Origin of the sequence: Apibacter sp. ESL0432, assembly GCF_019469225.1 — a bacterium.
GTDB lineage: Bacteria > Bacteroidota > Bacteroidia > Flavobacteriales > Weeksellaceae > Apibacter.
The window spans coordinates 1,306,165-1,321,914 of record NZ_CP048266.1 but is presented as its reverse complement, the minus strand read 5'-3'; the positions used below and the strand labels follow the sequence as shown (position 1 = coordinate 1,321,914).

Annotated in this window: 15 protein-coding genes; 10 read left to right on the top strand and 5 right to left on the bottom strand. The window is 30.9% G+C overall.

The window, feature by feature from the left end:
• The first annotated feature begins 7 nt into the window (after positions 1-7).
• The 3 genes from GYM73_RS05590 to GYM73_RS05580 all read left to right on the top strand — a co-directional run bounded on the left by GYM73_RS05590 (position 8) and on the right by GYM73_RS05580 (position 1,079).
• Positions 8-289, top strand: coding sequence for a YtxH domain-containing protein (locus GYM73_RS05590; protein ID WP_160543134.1), 282 nt, complete (start codon positions 8-10; stop codon positions 287-289).
• 69 nt (positions 290-358) lie between these two features.
• Positions 359-697 (top strand): phage holin family protein, encoded by a 339-nt coding sequence (locus GYM73_RS05585; RefSeq protein ID WP_160543133.1) that lies wholly within the window; start codon positions 359-361, stop codon positions 695-697.
• The gene (locus tag GYM73_RS05580) at positions 684-1,079 is read left to right on the top strand and encodes a hypothetical protein (RefSeq protein ID WP_220233225.1); all 396 of its coding nucleotides are present in this window, start codon (positions 684-686) and stop codon (positions 1,077-1,079) included. Before GYM73_RS05585 ends, GYM73_RS05580 begins: the two co-directional genes overlap by 14 nt.
• Positions 1,080-1,183: 104 nt before the next feature.
• Here GYM73_RS05580 and GYM73_RS05575 read toward each other — a convergent pair whose 3' ends face one another.
• The 5 genes from GYM73_RS05575 to GYM73_RS05555 all read right to left on the bottom strand — a co-directional run bounded on the left by GYM73_RS05575 (position 1,184) and on the right by GYM73_RS05555 (position 5,720).
• A complete protein-coding gene (locus tag GYM73_RS05575) occupies positions 1,184-1,456 on the bottom strand; it encodes an HU family DNA-binding protein (RefSeq protein WP_160543131.1) in 273 nt (90 codons plus the stop codon).
• 153 nt (positions 1,457-1,609) lie between these two features.
• Complete coding sequence (locus tag GYM73_RS05570) at positions 1,610-2,665, bottom strand: diphosphomevalonate/mevalonate 3,5-bisphosphate decarboxylase family protein (RefSeq protein WP_220233224.1); 1,056 nt, start codon at positions 2,663-2,665, stop codon at positions 1,610-1,612.
• Positions 2,658-3,671 carry an NAD-dependent epimerase/dehydratase family protein gene (locus GYM73_RS05565; protein WP_220233223.1) on the bottom strand — a complete coding sequence of 338 codons (1,014 nt, stop codon included), beginning with the start codon at positions 3,669-3,671 and terminating at the stop codon, positions 2,658-2,660. The genes GYM73_RS05570 and GYM73_RS05565 overlap by 8 nt, the downstream gene beginning before the upstream one ends.
• A gap of 235 nt (positions 3,672-3,906) precedes the next feature.
• Entirely contained in the window at positions 3,907-4,911 is a 1,005-nt protein-coding gene (locus GYM73_RS05560; protein WP_220233222.1) for an acyltransferase family protein, read from the bottom strand.
• A gap of 248 nt (positions 4,912-5,159) precedes the next feature.
• The gene (locus GYM73_RS05555; protein ID WP_160543127.1) at positions 5,160-5,720 is read right to left on the bottom strand and encodes an AraC family transcriptional regulator; all 561 of its coding nucleotides are present in this window, start codon (positions 5,718-5,720) and stop codon (positions 5,160-5,162) included.
• Between the two features lie 131 nt (positions 5,721-5,851).
• On the opposite strand from GYM73_RS05555, the gene rpe reads away from it, so the two are divergent.
• The 7 genes from rpe (at position 5,852) to murC (ending at position 15,714) form a co-directional block, all read left to right on the top strand.
• The gene (rpe, locus tag GYM73_RS05550; RefSeq protein ID WP_105297791.1) at positions 5,852-6,505 is read left to right on the top strand and encodes a ribulose-phosphate 3-epimerase; all 654 of its coding nucleotides are present in this window, start codon (positions 5,852-5,854) and stop codon (positions 6,503-6,505) included.
• A gap of 17 nt (positions 6,506-6,522) precedes the next feature.
• Entirely contained in the window at positions 6,523-7,401 is an 879-nt protein-coding gene (locus GYM73_RS05545) for a diacylglycerol kinase family protein (protein ID WP_220233221.1), read from the top strand.
• A 316-nt stretch (positions 7,402-7,717) separates the two neighbouring features.
• Positions 7,718-10,480 (top strand): 2-oxoglutarate dehydrogenase E1 component, encoded by a 2,763-nt coding sequence (locus tag GYM73_RS05540; protein WP_220233220.1) that lies wholly within the window; start codon positions 7,718-7,720, stop codon positions 10,478-10,480.
• A 28-nt stretch (positions 10,481-10,508) separates the two neighbouring features.
• Positions 10,509-11,729, top strand: a complete 1,221-nt coding sequence (odhB, locus tag GYM73_RS05535; protein ID WP_220233219.1) for a 2-oxoglutarate dehydrogenase complex dihydrolipoyllysine-residue succinyltransferase — start codon at positions 10,509-10,511, stop codon at positions 11,727-11,729.
• A 98-nt stretch (positions 11,730-11,827) separates the two neighbouring features.
• Positions 11,828-13,138 (top strand): S28 family serine protease, encoded by a 1,311-nt coding sequence (locus GYM73_RS05530; protein ID WP_220233218.1) that lies wholly within the window; start codon positions 11,828-11,830, stop codon positions 13,136-13,138.
• 318 nt (positions 13,139-13,456) lie between these two features.
• Positions 13,457-14,281, top strand: a complete 825-nt coding sequence (locus GYM73_RS05525; protein ID WP_160543121.1) for a 1-acyl-sn-glycerol-3-phosphate acyltransferase — start codon at positions 13,457-13,459, stop codon at positions 14,279-14,281.
• Positions 14,282-14,367: 86 nt separating this feature from the next.
• Entirely contained in the window at positions 14,368-15,714 is a 1,347-nt protein-coding gene (gene murC, locus GYM73_RS05520; protein WP_220233217.1) for a UDP-N-acetylmuramate--L-alanine ligase, read from the top strand.
• Positions 15,715-15,750 lie beyond the last annotated feature (36 nt).

Here is a 15,750-nt window from a genome sequence, read left to right as displayed (position 1 = left end):
AATTAGTATGGGAAATAAAAATGCTCAAAATGTTTTAACCGGTATGGTATTAGGAGCTGTTGCCGGATTTCTTGCCGGTGTGTTAATTGCTCCTGATAAAGGTAAAAACACCCGTAAAAAAATAAAAAGAAAAGCAGAAGATTTAGGGGAAAGTCTAAAGGATTCTTATCATAAATATAAAGATGAATTGAAGGAGGGGTATGATAAGTACAAAAAAGAGTTTAACAGAAAAAAAGATGAGACAATTGATCATCTCGCGGAGGAATACGATGAGTTGACCAAAAAATAATTACTGAAAATTTAAAAGAGTCTGTTTTAATGACTCTTTTTTAATTTTATCACTATATTTTAATAACTTATGTTAGGTTTTGTAAAAAAATATATCAATAATAGAATTGAACTTCTTAAATTGGAATTGACTGAAACTATTTCCGGTTTGTTGAGCATAGTAATTTTCATTATTATTGTTTTCAGCTTAGGAATGATGTTCTTATTTTTAGCCAGTATTGCTTTGGGAGTAATGCTTGGAACTCATTTTAATAATATGGGATTAGGCATTTTAATTATTTCTTGTATCTATCTCATCATTTTTATGATTCTTCTGTCCAATTATTCGAAAATCAAAAAATTTATTGAGAGGAAAATTATTGAATTACATTTAAATGTAAAAGAAAATGAACTTAATGACAAAAACTAACGGAAGATATACGTATGAAGATTTTTTATTACGTAAACGTGTATTAAAAGATGAGATTTCTGATATGGAGAATAAACTCTCCCTAAGTCATTTACCTGAAACCTTAGGTTTAGTTAATGATAATGTAGGAAACAAAGCATTAAACTTTGCTTCTAATTCAAATCTCTTAAAGATGCTAATTAATTTTGGAATAGGTTTCGGAACTGAAAAAGTAATTTCAAGGTTTGTAAATAAGAAATCTTTATCAGGAAAATTGATCATGTTGGCTTCTTCTTATGTTGTTCCTATGGTCATTTCTAGAGGTAGGAATATTTTATCATCTATACGTAACAGAAATGAAGTTAAAGCTCTGAGGAATTTTAATGAAGATGACGAAATTTAGAAAGTAGTATTTTTTAAATACATATCAAATCCATTACAAAATAAATAAAAAGGCTGTTATCATAACAGCCTTTAATTTTTTTAAACTTAATTAATTTAGTTTATCTAGTTAACTGCAGAGGATAATTCTGCACCTGCTTTAAATTTAGCAACTTTCTTAGCAGGAATTTTAATTTTAGCTTTTGTCTGAGGATTAATTCCTTCTCTTGCACTTCTTTTAGAAACAGAAAAAGTTCCAAAACCTACAAGAGTAACTTTGTCTCCTTTTTTTAATGCTTTGGTTACATTATTCAAAAATGAATCTAAAGCTTTTTTTGCTGCTGCTTTAGTAATATCAGCATCAGCTGCAATTGCATCAATTAATTCTGATTTGTTCATGATGATTTAATTTTAATAAGGTTATTTATCTTAATTTAACAAAGGTAATATTTTGTTTGATATAAACAAGCAAATTCCCTCTTTTTTTCGTTCTAACAAAGAAGACTTTACATTTTTTTGTTAAGAATTAAATTGTTTTTTTATACCTTATGTTTAAAATAAAACCCTATCTAATATTAAATTTCCATTTTCAGTATATTTAATAAGATCATTTTTTATAAAACTGGTAATCAGACCTTTTTCTCTTTCAGGATGAAGCAAATGTATATTAGCTCCGGCATCCAAAGTAAAATATAATTGAGCGTTAGAATCGTGTCTGAATTTCCAAATTTTATCAATGATCGCCAAAGTGTTAGGCTTAATCAAAATATAGGGCGGGGTAGAAGTCATCATCATGGCATGAAGTGTCAATGCTTCATGTTCAACTATTTTACCAAATTGTTCCCAATCTCCGGATTGAATCAAATCGCAAACTTCAGATAAATTTTTATTTGCTTCTTGGAAACGTGTGGATGCATAGGGATGTCCTTTCATTAAACTATGGCCAACGGAGCTGCTCACTTGTTTAGATCCTTCATGGACCAATAAAATGGTATCTTGAATTTCTTTAAATATAGGCGCTATTTCATAGGGAAAAGGAATAGCATATAAATCGGAACTGGAAGGTATATCTGGGCTTTTACCCCATACAGCCAATCCCTTGTAAATTGATCTGCATGCACTTCCGGAACCTAATCTAGCCAAAAAAGAAGCTTTTCTTAACCTAAATTCTTCGGAATTTTTCTCTCCCAATAATTCGCTCATATTCATAAGACATAAGGCCAAAGCACCAAATCCGGATGCAGATGAAGCAATTCCACTACTGTGAGGAAAAGAGTTTTTGGTATGTATGGAATAGGAGTATTGGTCAATAAATGGTAAATACTTTTTTATAGATAAAAAATAGGTATGAATTTTTGCTGCGAAACTTTCTTGAATTTGGTCTTCAAGATATACTTTTACCGAAAAGGTATCGGATTTTTGAAATTGGATTGAAGTCTCCGTAAAACTTTCGGTAAGTGTGTAACTTATAGATGGATTGGCTGGTAATTGTGTGTCATATTTACCCCAATATTTAACTAATGCTATGTTTGAACTGCATTTAGCGTTCACTTCTCCATTTTCTATATTTTTATACGTTTCAGATGGAATAAAATTTTCCTCAGTCATTATTTAATTTTTTATATTGTAGATAATTTTTAGCGTGAGATTTTAACGAATCTTGAATAGGTATGAATGCATACGACAATAATTTTTTTATCTTGTCGTTGGAATAGGTGTTTTGAGAAGTCAATGCTAAGTAAACAGGCTTACTTATCGTTTTCTTACCGGGTAAAAATCGAGACAATACGGATATCCTTTTTAACAATGAATTAGATATTTTAATAGGAGGTTTCCTGTTCAATTCTTTTCTTAACAGGCACATGAGGTTTTTATACGATATGTTGTCTGCAGTTAAAATAAATTTTTCATTACTTATTGAAGGATCATCCATAAGTCGTATACAAACATCGGCGACATCCGAAGCATCAATACATCCGGTGATCCCCGAAGTATAAAAGGCTCGATCTGCATATGCCTGATCGTAGAGTAATCCATTGCCTCGTTTCCAATTTCCGGAACCTAATACGATACCCGGATATACAACTAATACATTTAATCCTTCTTGAGAACCTCTCCACACTTCCATTTCAGCTCCGTATTTTGAGCAAGCATAGGAAGAATGATTGAATTTAAAATTCCACTCAGCATTTTCATTAATTGAAGAATCTTCAAAGTTGGAGTCTAAGGTGGCGATTGAACTTATATAACAAAATTTATCTATTTTATGATTAATAGATAAATTAACCATATTTTGAGTTCCTTCAATATTTATCTTGCGTAATTCTTTTTTATCTTTTTCATTAAAACTAACCTTTCCGGCAACATGATATACTTTTGTTACACCTATAAAAGCTTCTTCCAGGGAAATAATATCAAGAATATCCCCTTTAATCCATTGTAAAGAATCATATAATTCGTTAAATCTTTCCGGTTCGTATAATTTAAACAAGTTGAAAACTTCTTGTTTAGAATCTTCCGATCTATATAAAGCTTTAACTTGCTCACCTTTTTCGGCTAATTTTAATAAAAGATAGCTTCCTACTAAGCCCGTACCTCCTGTAACTAATATCATAATGGATTGCTAAATTACAGCTTTTTAATTTTATTTATTAGTGAAATTAGCTTAAGTTTTGAAAATATACAGTAGGTAGTTTGAATAAAAAAAATAAGCTTATTATTTATCAAATTAAATAATATACAAGTAAATTGCTTATTAAAAAATTATCTCTAAAAAATTTATATAAAATATGAGTATTTTAAAAAAGGGTGTATAACAAAAAAATGCCTGTATTAAACAGGCAATTTTTTTATTTTTTTTGAAAAAACATAATTGGACTCATCCAATATTGGACCGGTTTTATTTCCGATAAGTATAAACTTATAAAGCTTATAACCAATGCTAGTGGAAAATCAAAAAGAATCGGGTAGGTAATATCTAAAGGAGGAAGTAAATACATCCTGATACCGGATATTATAAAAATAACACAAGGATGCACCAAAAATATTCCCAACGAATATTTACCTAATTTATAAAATCGATCAGTTGCTAAATTTATTACGCAAGTAATGCTAATCATACTAATTAAATAGAAAGATGCTCTATATAAAAATCCCTGTAAAAGAGTCGGATAAGTACTTTTATAAGATCCTTCTCCAAAAGTAGCCATCACGAAATAAAAAAGGTTTTTAGCAAAGTATAAGCCGGTGAATATGGTTAATAAAATAGCAACGGGTATAATAGGATTAACTTTTCTGATCTTATTGAACATTTGTTCATTGCAATAATAACCTAATACAAAGTACGGAAAGAAGGTAATTACTCTGAAGGCATTTAATTGGATATCTATAAAGCCAAACAGTAAAGGTATAATTAGTGAAAGACTAAACACTAATGGGAATTTTAAATTTAACTTAGCAATATAGTAAACCAGTAATCTCCAAACTAATAGACCAACCACATACCAAAGCCCTCCATAAGGAAGAATGAAAATAGAAATAATTTTTTGAACAATATTAAATTGATCCGCAGGAAGGGTTACTGCTTGTACAGTTATGAAAGGTATGGAATAAGTTAGCTGTGCTGCTAAGTAGGTGAGTCCTAAAGATTTAAATGATTTGATATATTTATCCCACGTAATGTTTTTTGAAAAATAGCCGGATATAAATATAAAAAGAGGCATGGTAAAAGTAGAGAGAAAGCTAACTAAAACTGCTGTTCCTCTATCTTTGTAAAGGTTTTCGGTAGTATGAGCATATACTACAAAACAAACTAATATAAATTTCAAAGAGTCAAAGGTCTTATTCCTGTTCATTGTTAAAAAGCAATTAAATTAACGACGACAAAACTATAAATATAATAGTAAAAGTCCAAATTAATAAGTATATTATAAAAAATTTTATTTCAAGCCTAAAATTTTATATGAAATTGAATAAAAATAGATAAATATCATAAATTTAATATCTTATAAACATAAACTTTAGTAAATCATTTTATATTTATATGCTAAAATAATATAATATTTAAATAAATAAATTAATATATAATAATAAATGAGAAATATTATATTATTTTATCTATACTTTTTCTTGTTTTTATTTTTTGAGCTTTAAATTGAGAGGGTGTTAGTCCGGTTACCTTTTTAAATTGCGCAGAAAGGTGAGCTACACTGCTGTATCCCAGTTTATAAGAGATTTCCGATAAATTCAATTCATCATAAGACAATAATTCTTTTACGGTTTCAATTTTTTGAAGAATGATATAATGTTCAATGGTAATGCCTTCAGAAGAAGAAAAAAGTTTGCTTAAATAAGAATAGTCTTTGTTTAATTTGTGGGATAAAAATTCAGAATATGTTATCGATGGTGCTGTATGTTCTCGAATCTGTGAAATTAACAGAGATTTAATCTTTTCAATTAATTTTTGATTAGAATCACTTATAAGCTCGAAACCCAGCTTTTCTAATTTATCACTAAAAATATGCTCCTTTTCTTTGCTCAATTCCTCATTTAAAATAACCATCCCAAGCCTGACAGTAACCGGCTTAATATGAATTTCTTTTAAAATTTCCTCAACCGCAAAAATACAGCGATCACAAACCATATTTTTAATATATAAATTCATAAATGAAATTTTATACAAATGTAATGCCTAAATTCTTACTGTAAAGTGATGGATAGTAAGTCGCACTCATTTTTTCGGCTAAATTTCAATATCGATTAGTAAATAGTTTTTTATAAATTTGTATAAAAAAAATGGCACTACTAGCACCTTCCATCCTTTCGGCAAACTTTGGAAATTTAGATAAGGATATAGAAATGATCAATTCGAGCGAAGCCGATTGGTTTCATATAGATATCATGGATGGAGTATTTGTCCCTAATATTTCTTTCGGATTTCCGGTTTTAGAAGCTGTTAATAAAAAAGCTAAAAAAATCAAAGATGCTCATTTAATGATTGTAAATCCGAGTCAATATTTTCAAACTTTTAAAAATTTAGGTATAGATTATATTACGGTTCATTATGAAGCCTGTATCCATTTACACCGGACTATTCAGGAAATTAAAAATTTAGGTATGAAAGCCGGAGTGGCCTTAAATCCGCATACCAATATAAATTTATTGGATGATACTATCCAAGATTTGGATTTAGTGTTAGTAATGACTGTAAATCCCGGGTTTGGAGGACAAAAATTTATTGAAAACTCATATAAAAAAATAGCCTCTTGTAAGGATTTAATTATACAAAAAAATTCCCAAGCATTAATACAAGTTGACGGAGGAGTCAGTCTGGAAAATGCTAAAAAGCTAACTGATGTCGGAGCCGATGTATTGGTTGCCGGAAGTAGCATTTTCAATGCGAAAGATCCCATACAAATGATCAAAGATTTAAAAAATAGTACCAACTAAGTTCATAACCCATTAAAATGAAAGACAAAAAAATTCATTTTATAGTTAATCCTATTTCAGGTAAAGGAATAGGTAAGAAAGTAAAAAATAGGATTGAAGAACTTTTTGCAGACTATGATAAAGAAATCAAAGTAACAAGAAAAAAAGATGATGGATATAAATTTGCATTGCAATCCATTAAAGAAGGAGCCGACATTATTGTAAGTTGTGGAGGTGACGGAACACTTAATGAAGTAGCTACTGCCTTACTTAATAAAGAAATCCCCTTAGCAATCGTTCCTATAGGTTCCGGAAATGGATTGGCCAGACATTTACATATTCCTCTTACTTATGAAGAAGCATTACAATCGTTGAAAACTTCCCAACATACTAGTAAAAAAATTGATTGTGGAAAGATTAATAATATATATTTCTTCAGTAATGCAGGTATAGGATTTGATGCACATACTGTGAAAGAATATGCTCATCAAAAGAAAAGACAATTAGCAGGATATGTTAAAAGTGCTATCGTAAGTGTTTTTAAATATAAGCCCATTCAGATTGATATGCATTCAGAAACGAAAAACTTCAAGGGAAAAGCCATGATGCTGAATATCTCTAACAGTAATTGCTTAGGATACGGGTTTTCCATTTCGCCAAAAGCTTCTTTGCAGGACGGTAAATTTGATGTTAATTTGATAACTGAATGTTCCTGGGGAGCATTTGGTTTAATCGGTATGGGATATTTATTAAATACTAATTTTGGAAGTAAGAAGAAAATATTTTTTAAATCCAATCAATTAGAAATTGAATTTGATGGAAAATATTTACAAATTGATGGAGAATTTATACCCACCAATGCTAAAAAACTAACAGTTTCCTTATTACCTCAATCACTTAAAGTTTTAGTAGCTTAAATATATAACCTATAAATTAATATTCTTTAAGTTGCTTAATGTCATTTTTAAAATATAGATAAATTCTAGAAATGTTAAAATTATCGAATAACTAAAATTTGGATGAATAGGGTAGTTAATGAGGAATTTATATAGAATTTTAATGTATCAACATACATACAAACTAAAAATAAGAATCTTATTTTCAAAAAATAATTGTTCACTTACTGCCAATAAATTTATAATATATAAAATATTTACTTTGAAGATATTATCAAAATCAGTAGATTTGAACCTATACAGTAAATAAAATATACCCGTTAAAGCAAAAAATAAAATGGACCAATTTTCATTTTTAAATGCAATCAATTCAGAATACATAGATGAGTTGTATCAAAAATATTTGAAATTTCCTGATAGCATAGAACCCAGCTGGAGAAGCTTTTTTCAAGGATTTGATTTTGCCAGAAAATCCTACAATGAAACATCAGAATATAATCAATATAGTGAAAAGGACTTTTCAAATGCAAAAGGAATTTCTGAAGATATCATAAGAGAATTTAAGATAATAAATTTAATAAACGGGTATCGAACAAGAGGTCATTTATTTACTAAAACCAATCCGGTCAGACAAAGAAGAACTTATACTCCCGATTTAAGCATTGAAAATTTCGGACTTAGCAAGTCAGATTTATCCGTACCCGTCAACGGTAAAATTATAGGAATTGAAGGAGAATATACTTTAAAAGAAATAATAGACATACTTAATAAAGAATATTGCAGTTCCATTGGAATTGAATACATATATATTAGAAAACCCGAAGAAATCCGTTGGATTCAAAATTGGATAAAGCAAAATTTTAATCAGCCCGTATTAGATGTAGAAGAAAAGAAAAGAATATTAAAAAAGCTTTCACATGCCGTTGCCTTTGAAAATTTCTTACATACGAAATTTGTCGGTCAAAAAAGATTTTCATTAGAAGGAGGAGAAACTTTAATTCCCGCTTTAGATGAAATAATTAACCATTCCTCAGAACTGGGAGTGGAAGAAATCGTTATCGGAATGGCTCACAGAGGAAGATTAAATGTTTTAGCCAATATATTTAATAAATCGTATTCGCAAATATTTAATGAGTTTGAGGGTAAAGATTATTCAGAAACCATTTTTTCAGGAGATGTAAAATATCATTTAGGATCTTGTAATAATTATAAAACTAAAAAAGGTAAAACCGTAAAAATAAGTTTAGCTCCCAACCCGTCGCATTTGGAAACCGTTGATGCCATAGTGGAAGGAATTGCGAGAGCAAAAACAGATCACGAATATCAAGAAGATTACGGTAAAGTCATGCCTATACTAATCCATGGAGATGCAGCCATTGCCGCTCAAGGAATTGTATATGAAGTAATTCAAATGATGAACTTGGACGGCTATAAAACCGGTGGAACCATTCATATTGTAATTAATAATCAGGTAGGATTTACTACCAACTATTTAGACGCACGTTCCAGCACCTACTGTACAGACATAGCTAAAACGGTTTTATGTCCGGTATTGCATGTAAATGCAGATGATGCAGAAGCAGTTATCCATGCAGTACGATTTGCTTCGGATTACAGGAATACCTTTAATAAAGATGTATTTATTGACCTTTTAGGGTATAGAAAATATGGACATAATGAGGGCGATGAACCTCGTTTTACACAGCCTCAATTATATAAAATAATTGAAAATCATCCGAATCCCAGAGAAATATATCGAACAAAACTTGAGAAAGATGATATCATCACGCAAAAAATGGTGGCTGACGATGATGAAGAATACAGAAAGTTACTGGATAAAAATTTGGAAGATTCTAAAGAAATGGAACAAGCGACCGTTGAATTATTCATGCAGCAAGAATGGAAAGATTTTGAAAGAGTAGGAGCTGCCGAGCTTTTAACACCCATAGATACAACCTTTCCATTGGAAAACTTGCGTACCATAGCGCATCAAATTACGGAAATACCGGAAGGAAAAAACCTCTTTAATAAAACCAAACGTTTATTGAAACAAAGGCGGGATATGATTGATGTTACCCAGACCATAGATTGGGGGATGGCAGAATTGTTAGCTTACGGTTCGCTGTTAACGGAAGGACATCATGTCCGATTATCCGGAGAGGATGTTGAACGAGGAACTTTTTCACACCGTCATGCAGTGATTAAAACGGAAGACACAGAAGAAGAAATCATTTTATTAAACAGCTTGAATACCAAAGCTAAATTCTATGTTTATAATTCCCTGCTGTCAGAATATGGAGTTTTAGGATTTGAATATGGATATGCCATGACTTCTCCTTTTTCGCTTACAATTTGGGAGGCCCAATTTGGAGATTTTGCTAACGGAGCACAAATTGTAATTGATCAATATATTTCTGCCGCTGAAGATAAATGGAAAATGCAAAACGGATTGGTTATGTTACTTCCGCATGGTTTTGAAGGACAAGGAGCAGAACATTCTTCGGCGAGGATCGAACGATTCCTATCTCTTTGTGCCAATGGAAATATGTATGTAGTAAATGCAACTACTCCGTCGAATTTATTTCATTCTTTAAGGCGACAATTGAAAACTGATTATAGGAAACCGTTGATTGTTTTTTCTCCTAAAAGTTTACTAAGACATCCTCAAGTAGTGTCTACCCTGGAAGAACTAGCAGATGGTGCCTTTGAAGAGGTAATCGATGATTCAAAAGCAACTAAGATAGAAAAAATAACTCGTGTCGTTTTTTGTTCAGGAAAATTATTCTATGAATTGGATAAGAAAAGAGAAGAACAAAAAGAGGATCGAGTGGCATTGGTACGTATAGAACAACTCTATCCTTTACATTGGGATAAAATCCAACAAATATTACAAAAATATTCTTTTCAAAAAGAGTTAATTTGGGCACAAGAAGAACCCGAAAATATGGGCGCATGGTGGTACATACTCAAAGAATTTAGAAAATTCAATATTGAAGGTATTTATACATCCGAAAGCGGTTCTCCTTCACCGGGCTCACACAAACGTTACGATAAAATACAAAAAAAATTAATCAATTCTGTGTTTGAAAATATAAAATAAACCATTAAAAAATAAAATATTTGAACTTATGATACTTGAAATGAAAGTTCCCTCTCCCGGGGAATCAATAACAGAAGTAGAAATTTCAACCTGGTTGGTTAAAGAGGGAGATTATGTTGTAAAAGATCAGGCTATTGCAGAAATAGACAGCGATAAAGCCACTTTAGACCTTCCGGCAGAAGCTTCCGGCAAAATATCTTTGAAAGCTCAAGAGGGAGATACAGTTCAGGTAGGACATATTATATGTTTAATTGACACGGATGCTGTAAATCCAATTCATGATAAAAAAGAAATAGTAACCAACGAAGCAGAAACAACTGTTCCTATTCAAACTACGGAAAATTCTAAAGAAAGACCCGCCGATTCATATGTAAAAGGAACTTGTTCACCGGCAGCCAGAAAAATAGTTAAAGAAAAAAATATTTCTCCCGAAGATATTCAAGGAACCGGTAAAAATGGAAGAATAACAAAAAATGATGCCTTACAAGCAGTTCCATCTCTTGGTAATTCTACAGGAAATGGAGTCAGAACGTACCAATCAGTTAAATTATCGGCACTTAGAAGAAAAGTAGCCGAAAGATTGGTAACCGTAAAAAATCAAACCGCCATGTTAACTACTTTTAATGAAGTGGACATGAGTGAAATTTATTGTATAAGGAATGAATATAAAGAGGCATTTAAAAATAAACACAATGTGAATTTAGGATTTATGTCTTTTTTTACCCTTGCTGTTGTAAGAGCATTGCAACTGTTTCCTGATGTTAACTCTATGATTGACGGTGAGAATAAAATAACCTATGATTTTCAAGACATAAGCATAGCTGTGTCCGGACCTAAAGGATTAATGGTTCCTGTGCTTAGAAATGCGGAAACCATGACATTTAGAGGAGTAGAGCACAATATAAAGATCCTTGCGGAAAAAGTGAGAGACGGAAGAATTACCGTGGATGAAATGACCGGAGGAACATTTACCATTACCAACGGTGGGGTTTTTGGTTCTATGTTATCTACCCCGATCATCAATCCACCACAAAGTGCAATTCTTGGAATGCACAACATAATTGAGCGACCCATCGCAAAAAATAAACAAATTGTTATTGCTCCCATGATGTATGTTGCCCTTTCTTATGATCATAGAATTATCGATGGTAAAGAATCGGTTAGCTTTTTAGTGGCTGTGAAAGAAGCACTTGAAAATCCATTGGAATTATTAATGAATAATAACATAAATAAAGCATTTGAATTATAAAAAACTATACAACCGCTTATAGCGGTTTTTTTTATGAACCAAAAACGTTTTTATACTAAGATTAAATCCATAAAATAAAGCATATATAATATTTTAATATGAAAAGAATACTCTTTGTCTTTACTCTATTATTTTCGTTTCATATTTTATCAGCTCAAGAGTCAGACAGAAAAAAACTGGAAGAATTTCTTTCGAAACAGCAAGATATAACTTATGAAAGGATTGAAACTTATAAAGGAGGACCTTTACAATATAAGTTACAAATTAAACAACCTTTAGATTGGTCGAATACCCATGCCGGTTATTTTAATCAACAAGTCATTTTGACTCATACAGGCTTTGATCGGCCTATGCTCATGGAAACGCAAGGGTATGGGATGTATGATGTTAAAAATGAATTGCAGCAAATCTTAAATTCTAACGATTTAAATATTGAACATCGATATTTTGGTACTTCAATACCCGACTCTTCAATATTTAACTGGAAATATTTGACTCTTTATAATGCAGCTCATGATTTACACCATATAAATACTATTTTTAAAAAAATATACGGTAAAAAATGGATCAGTACAGGTATAAGCAAAGGAGGACAAACAACTATATATTATCGATATTTTTTTCCTGAAGATGTAGATGTCTCCGTTCCGTATGTGGCCCCGATAAATTATTCTTTGGAAGATTCGCGAATATATAGTTTTTTAAACTCGGTGGGATCGGAAACTTGCAGAAAGAAAATTAAAGATTTTCAATTGTTTATGCTAAAAAATGAAAAGGAAGCCTTAAAATATGTACAAGCCTATTCTGATATAAAAGGTCTTACCTTTAATTATTTGGGATCCATAGGCAAAGCATTTGAATATACGGTATTGGAATATCCTTTTTCATTTTGGCAATGGGGATATTCTTGTGATTCCATTCCTCAATCAAACGAGGTTGCGAAGGGAGTGGATTATCTTATAAAAGCCGTTGATATAAGTTTTTTTAGTGATCAGGAAATTAAGCAATATGCGCCACATTATTATCAAGCAGCCTTAGAAATGGGATATTACGGATATGATATTTCACCATTTAAAAATTATTTAAACTATTTTACTGAAAATCCTTTAGCAACATTTCCTCCTAAAGAAGCAGGAAAAATCACGTATAGTCCGAAACTCACTAAAAAATTAGAAAAATGGTTAGATACTCAGGGTACTAATTTTATATATATTTATGGGGAATTGGACACATGGAGCGCTACCAAAGTTATCCCTTCTTTAAAAACTAATTCCATTAAATTGGAACTCCCCGGAGCAAACCATGCTTCAGCAAGAATCGCAAACATGGATCAAGTGATGAGAAATCAGTTGAGCGATACCTTATATCAGTGGATAGGGATTAGGCCTAATTATAATTTATTGAATTAATTATTTTATATTTTTAAAAAGAAGTAACTAATAAATTTATTAAAATATAAATAGGAAACTAAATTTAAATTTTTATTTTATCTTGGAATAGAATTTGTATTTAAATGATTTAATTGTAGGATATTTCTTTTTTTTAATTAAAATAGAGATAAATACAGGGTTAATTAAAAATACTTTCGTTTTAATTAATATTTAATTAACAAGAATTCTGTATATAAATTATAATTTTGTGTAATCATTAATGTACTAATAATACGGATTGAATTAATTATAAATTTAAAAGTAATAAATTTACAATTTTAAAACCTGGGTGTAAAAATGGAAAAAGGAAAGAAGAAGAATAGAATATTTAGAGATGCGTTTGGCCATTGGTTTATCTTAAAAAGATTTCTTATATTCACCTTTGGGGTTATATCATATAATAGATTCAACGGATTTAATAAATTAAAGCTTAAAGGAACTGAAAACTTGTTAAAGCTTCCCGATACCAATGTATTGTTCGTATCCAATCATCAAACCTATTTTGCGGATGTATTTGCCATGTATCATGTATTTTGTGCCGTAAAGCACGGATATATTGACACCATTAAAAATCCTGTTTATCTTTTAGATCCGAAAGTAGATTTATATTATGTGGCGGCAAAAGAAACCATGAATAAGGGATTATTAGCCAAATTATTTTCTTTAGCAGGAGCAATTACTGTTAAAAGAACTTGGAGAGATGCAGGAAAAGATGTCAATCGAAAAGTTGATATGAATGAAATAGATAATATTTTGCAAGCCTTGGATAGCGGATGGGTAGTTACCTTTCCACAAGGTACGGTAACTCCTTGGTCACCCGGTCGAAGAGGAGCGGCAAAAATTATCAAAAAAAATAAACCCATTGTAATACCTGTTGTAATCGATGGATTCAGAAGAGCTTTTGATCGTAAAGGCTTACTCGTTAAAAAAAGGGGAGTTGAACCCAAAATGACATTTAAAGCTCCTTTAGACATCGATTATGAGAACGAAGATTCAAATGAAATTTTAGCTAAAATCATGATAGCTATAGAACAAGATCCAAGTTTTTTAAAAGTCAAATCGGTTGAGGAACTGGAAGCAGAAAGGGAAGAAGAAAAGACCCGATCATTTTTTGAACTATAATTTATTACAGAGATAAAAAAAGGCAGTAGTATTTAGCTGTCTTTTTTAGTTTAAAAAAGTATCTTTGTTCTGAAAAATATCGGTAAATGAAAATACATTTTATAGCGATAGGTGGAAGTGCCATGCATAATTTGGCTTTGGCCTTGGCTCAAAAAGGCTACACTGTTACAGGTTCTGATGATGCAATTTTTGAACCCTCCCTCTCAAGATTAAAAAAACAAGGTATAGCACCCAATTCATTGGGGTGGTTTCCCGACAAGATTACTCCGGATATAGATGCAGTAATTTTAGGAATGCATGCTCATTCAGATAATCCCGAACTTCAAAAAGCAAAAGAATTAAATTTAAAAATTTATTCATATCCTGAATTTTTATACGAACAATCTAAAAATAAAACCCGAGTAGTCATCGCAGGTTCTCACGGTAAAACCACGATAACCTCTATGGTTCTTCATGTACTTAAGTATCATCAGGTAGATGTTGATTATATGGTTGGTGCTCAGTTGGAAGGATTTGATACCATGGTGAAGCTCACAGATACTAATGAATTTATGATTTTAGAAGGGGATGAATATTTATCTTCACCGATCGATTTACGTTCAAAATTTCTTTTGTACCAACCTAATATAGCTTTACTCAGTGGGATCGCCTGGGATCATATCAATGTTTTTCCAACTTTTGAGTCTTATAAGCAATCCTTCCTAAATTTTGTAAATACGATAAGTCAAGGAGGTGCTTTAATTTATAATGAAGAAGATAAAGAAGTTGTTGAGGTAGCAGAACAATCGAGTAACTATCTGAAAAAGTTTCCCTATCATACACCCAATTATGTAATTAAAGATGAAAAAGTATATCTTCAAACTTCTGAAGGAGAATTACAATTGTCGTTATTTGGTAGACATAACCTTTTGAATTTAGAGGGAGCGCGATTGGTTTGTAATCAAATAGGTATACAAAATGAAGCGTTTTATGAAGCAATACTATCATTTAAAGGTGCTTCACGAAGATTGGAAAAAATATACGAAACAAATGAATATATAGTATATAAAGATTTTGCACATGCACCTTCTAAAGTAATGGCAACGGTCAAAGCGGTTAAAGAAAATTTTTCCAATAAACGACTGGTAGCTTGTTTAGAACTCCATACATATAGTTCACTAAACCCTGAATTTTTAAAACAATACAAAAACACATTAGACAAAGCTGATGAGGCACTTGTTTTTTATAGTGAAGATGCTTTAAAAATCAAAAGAATGGAACCAATTTCAAAAGAACTGATTATAAATTCTTTCGAAAAAAATAATTTACAAGTCTTTACAGATCCTGTTATATTAGAGAACTATTTAAAAGAAATCGATAAAAATAAAAGTATTTTTTTAATGATGAGCTCAGGAAATTACGGCGGAATAAATTTGGACTCAATTTTTAAATAAAAACAAAATATACTAAATCATAAAAATCTTTCTTTT

Bases quoted from the DNA above. Each gene is read 5' to 3' on its own strand.
- GYM73_RS05580 (WP_220233225.1), top strand. From the start codon at position 684: ATGACAAAAACTAACGGAAGATATACGTATGAAGATTTTTTATTACGT.
- GYM73_RS05540 (WP_220233220.1), top strand. From the start codon at position 7,718: ATGGACCAATTTTCATTTTTAAATGCAATCAATTCAGAATACATAGAT.
- GYM73_RS05530 (WP_220233218.1), top strand. From the start codon at position 11,828: ATGAAAAGAATACTCTTTGTCTTTACTCTATTATTTTCGTTTCATATT.
- GYM73_RS05590 (WP_160543134.1), top strand. From the start codon at position 8: ATGGGAAATAAAAATGCTCAAAATGTTTTAACCGGTATGGTATTAGGA.
- GYM73_RS05565 (WP_220233223.1), bottom strand. From the start codon at position 3,671: ATGATATTAGTTACAGGAGGTACGGGCTTAGTAGGAAGCTATCTTTTA.
- rpe (WP_105297791.1), top strand. From the start codon at position 5,852: ATGGCACTACTAGCACCTTCCATCCTTTCGGCAAACTTTGGAAATTTA.
- odhB (WP_220233219.1), top strand. From the start codon at position 10,509: ATGATACTTGAAATGAAAGTTCCCTCTCCCGGGGAATCAATAACAGAA.
- GYM73_RS05545 (WP_220233221.1), top strand. From the start codon at position 6,523: ATGAAAGACAAAAAAATTCATTTTATAGTTAATCCTATTTCAGGTAAA.
- GYM73_RS05585 (WP_160543133.1), top strand. From the start codon at position 359: ATGTTAGGTTTTGTAAAAAAATATATCAATAATAGAATTGAACTTCTT.
- murC (WP_220233217.1), top strand. From the start codon at position 14,368: ATGAAAATACATTTTATAGCGATAGGTGGAAGTGCCATGCATAATTTG.
- GYM73_RS05525 (WP_160543121.1), top strand. From the start codon at position 13,457: ATGGAAAAAGGAAAGAAGAAGAATAGAATATTTAGAGATGCGTTTGGC.
- GYM73_RS05575 (WP_160543131.1), bottom strand. From the start codon at position 1,456: ATGAACAAATCAGAATTAATTGATGCAATTGCAGCTGATGCTGATATT.
- GYM73_RS05560 (WP_220233222.1), bottom strand. From the start codon at position 4,911: ATGAACAGGAATAAGACCTTTGACTCTTTGAAATTTATATTAGTTTGT.
- GYM73_RS05570 (WP_220233224.1), bottom strand. From the start codon at position 2,665: ATGACTGAGGAAAATTTTATTCCATCTGAAACGTATAAAAATATAGAA.
- GYM73_RS05555 (WP_160543127.1), bottom strand. From the start codon at position 5,720: ATGAATTTATATATTAAAAATATGGTTTGTGATCGCTGTATTTTTGCG.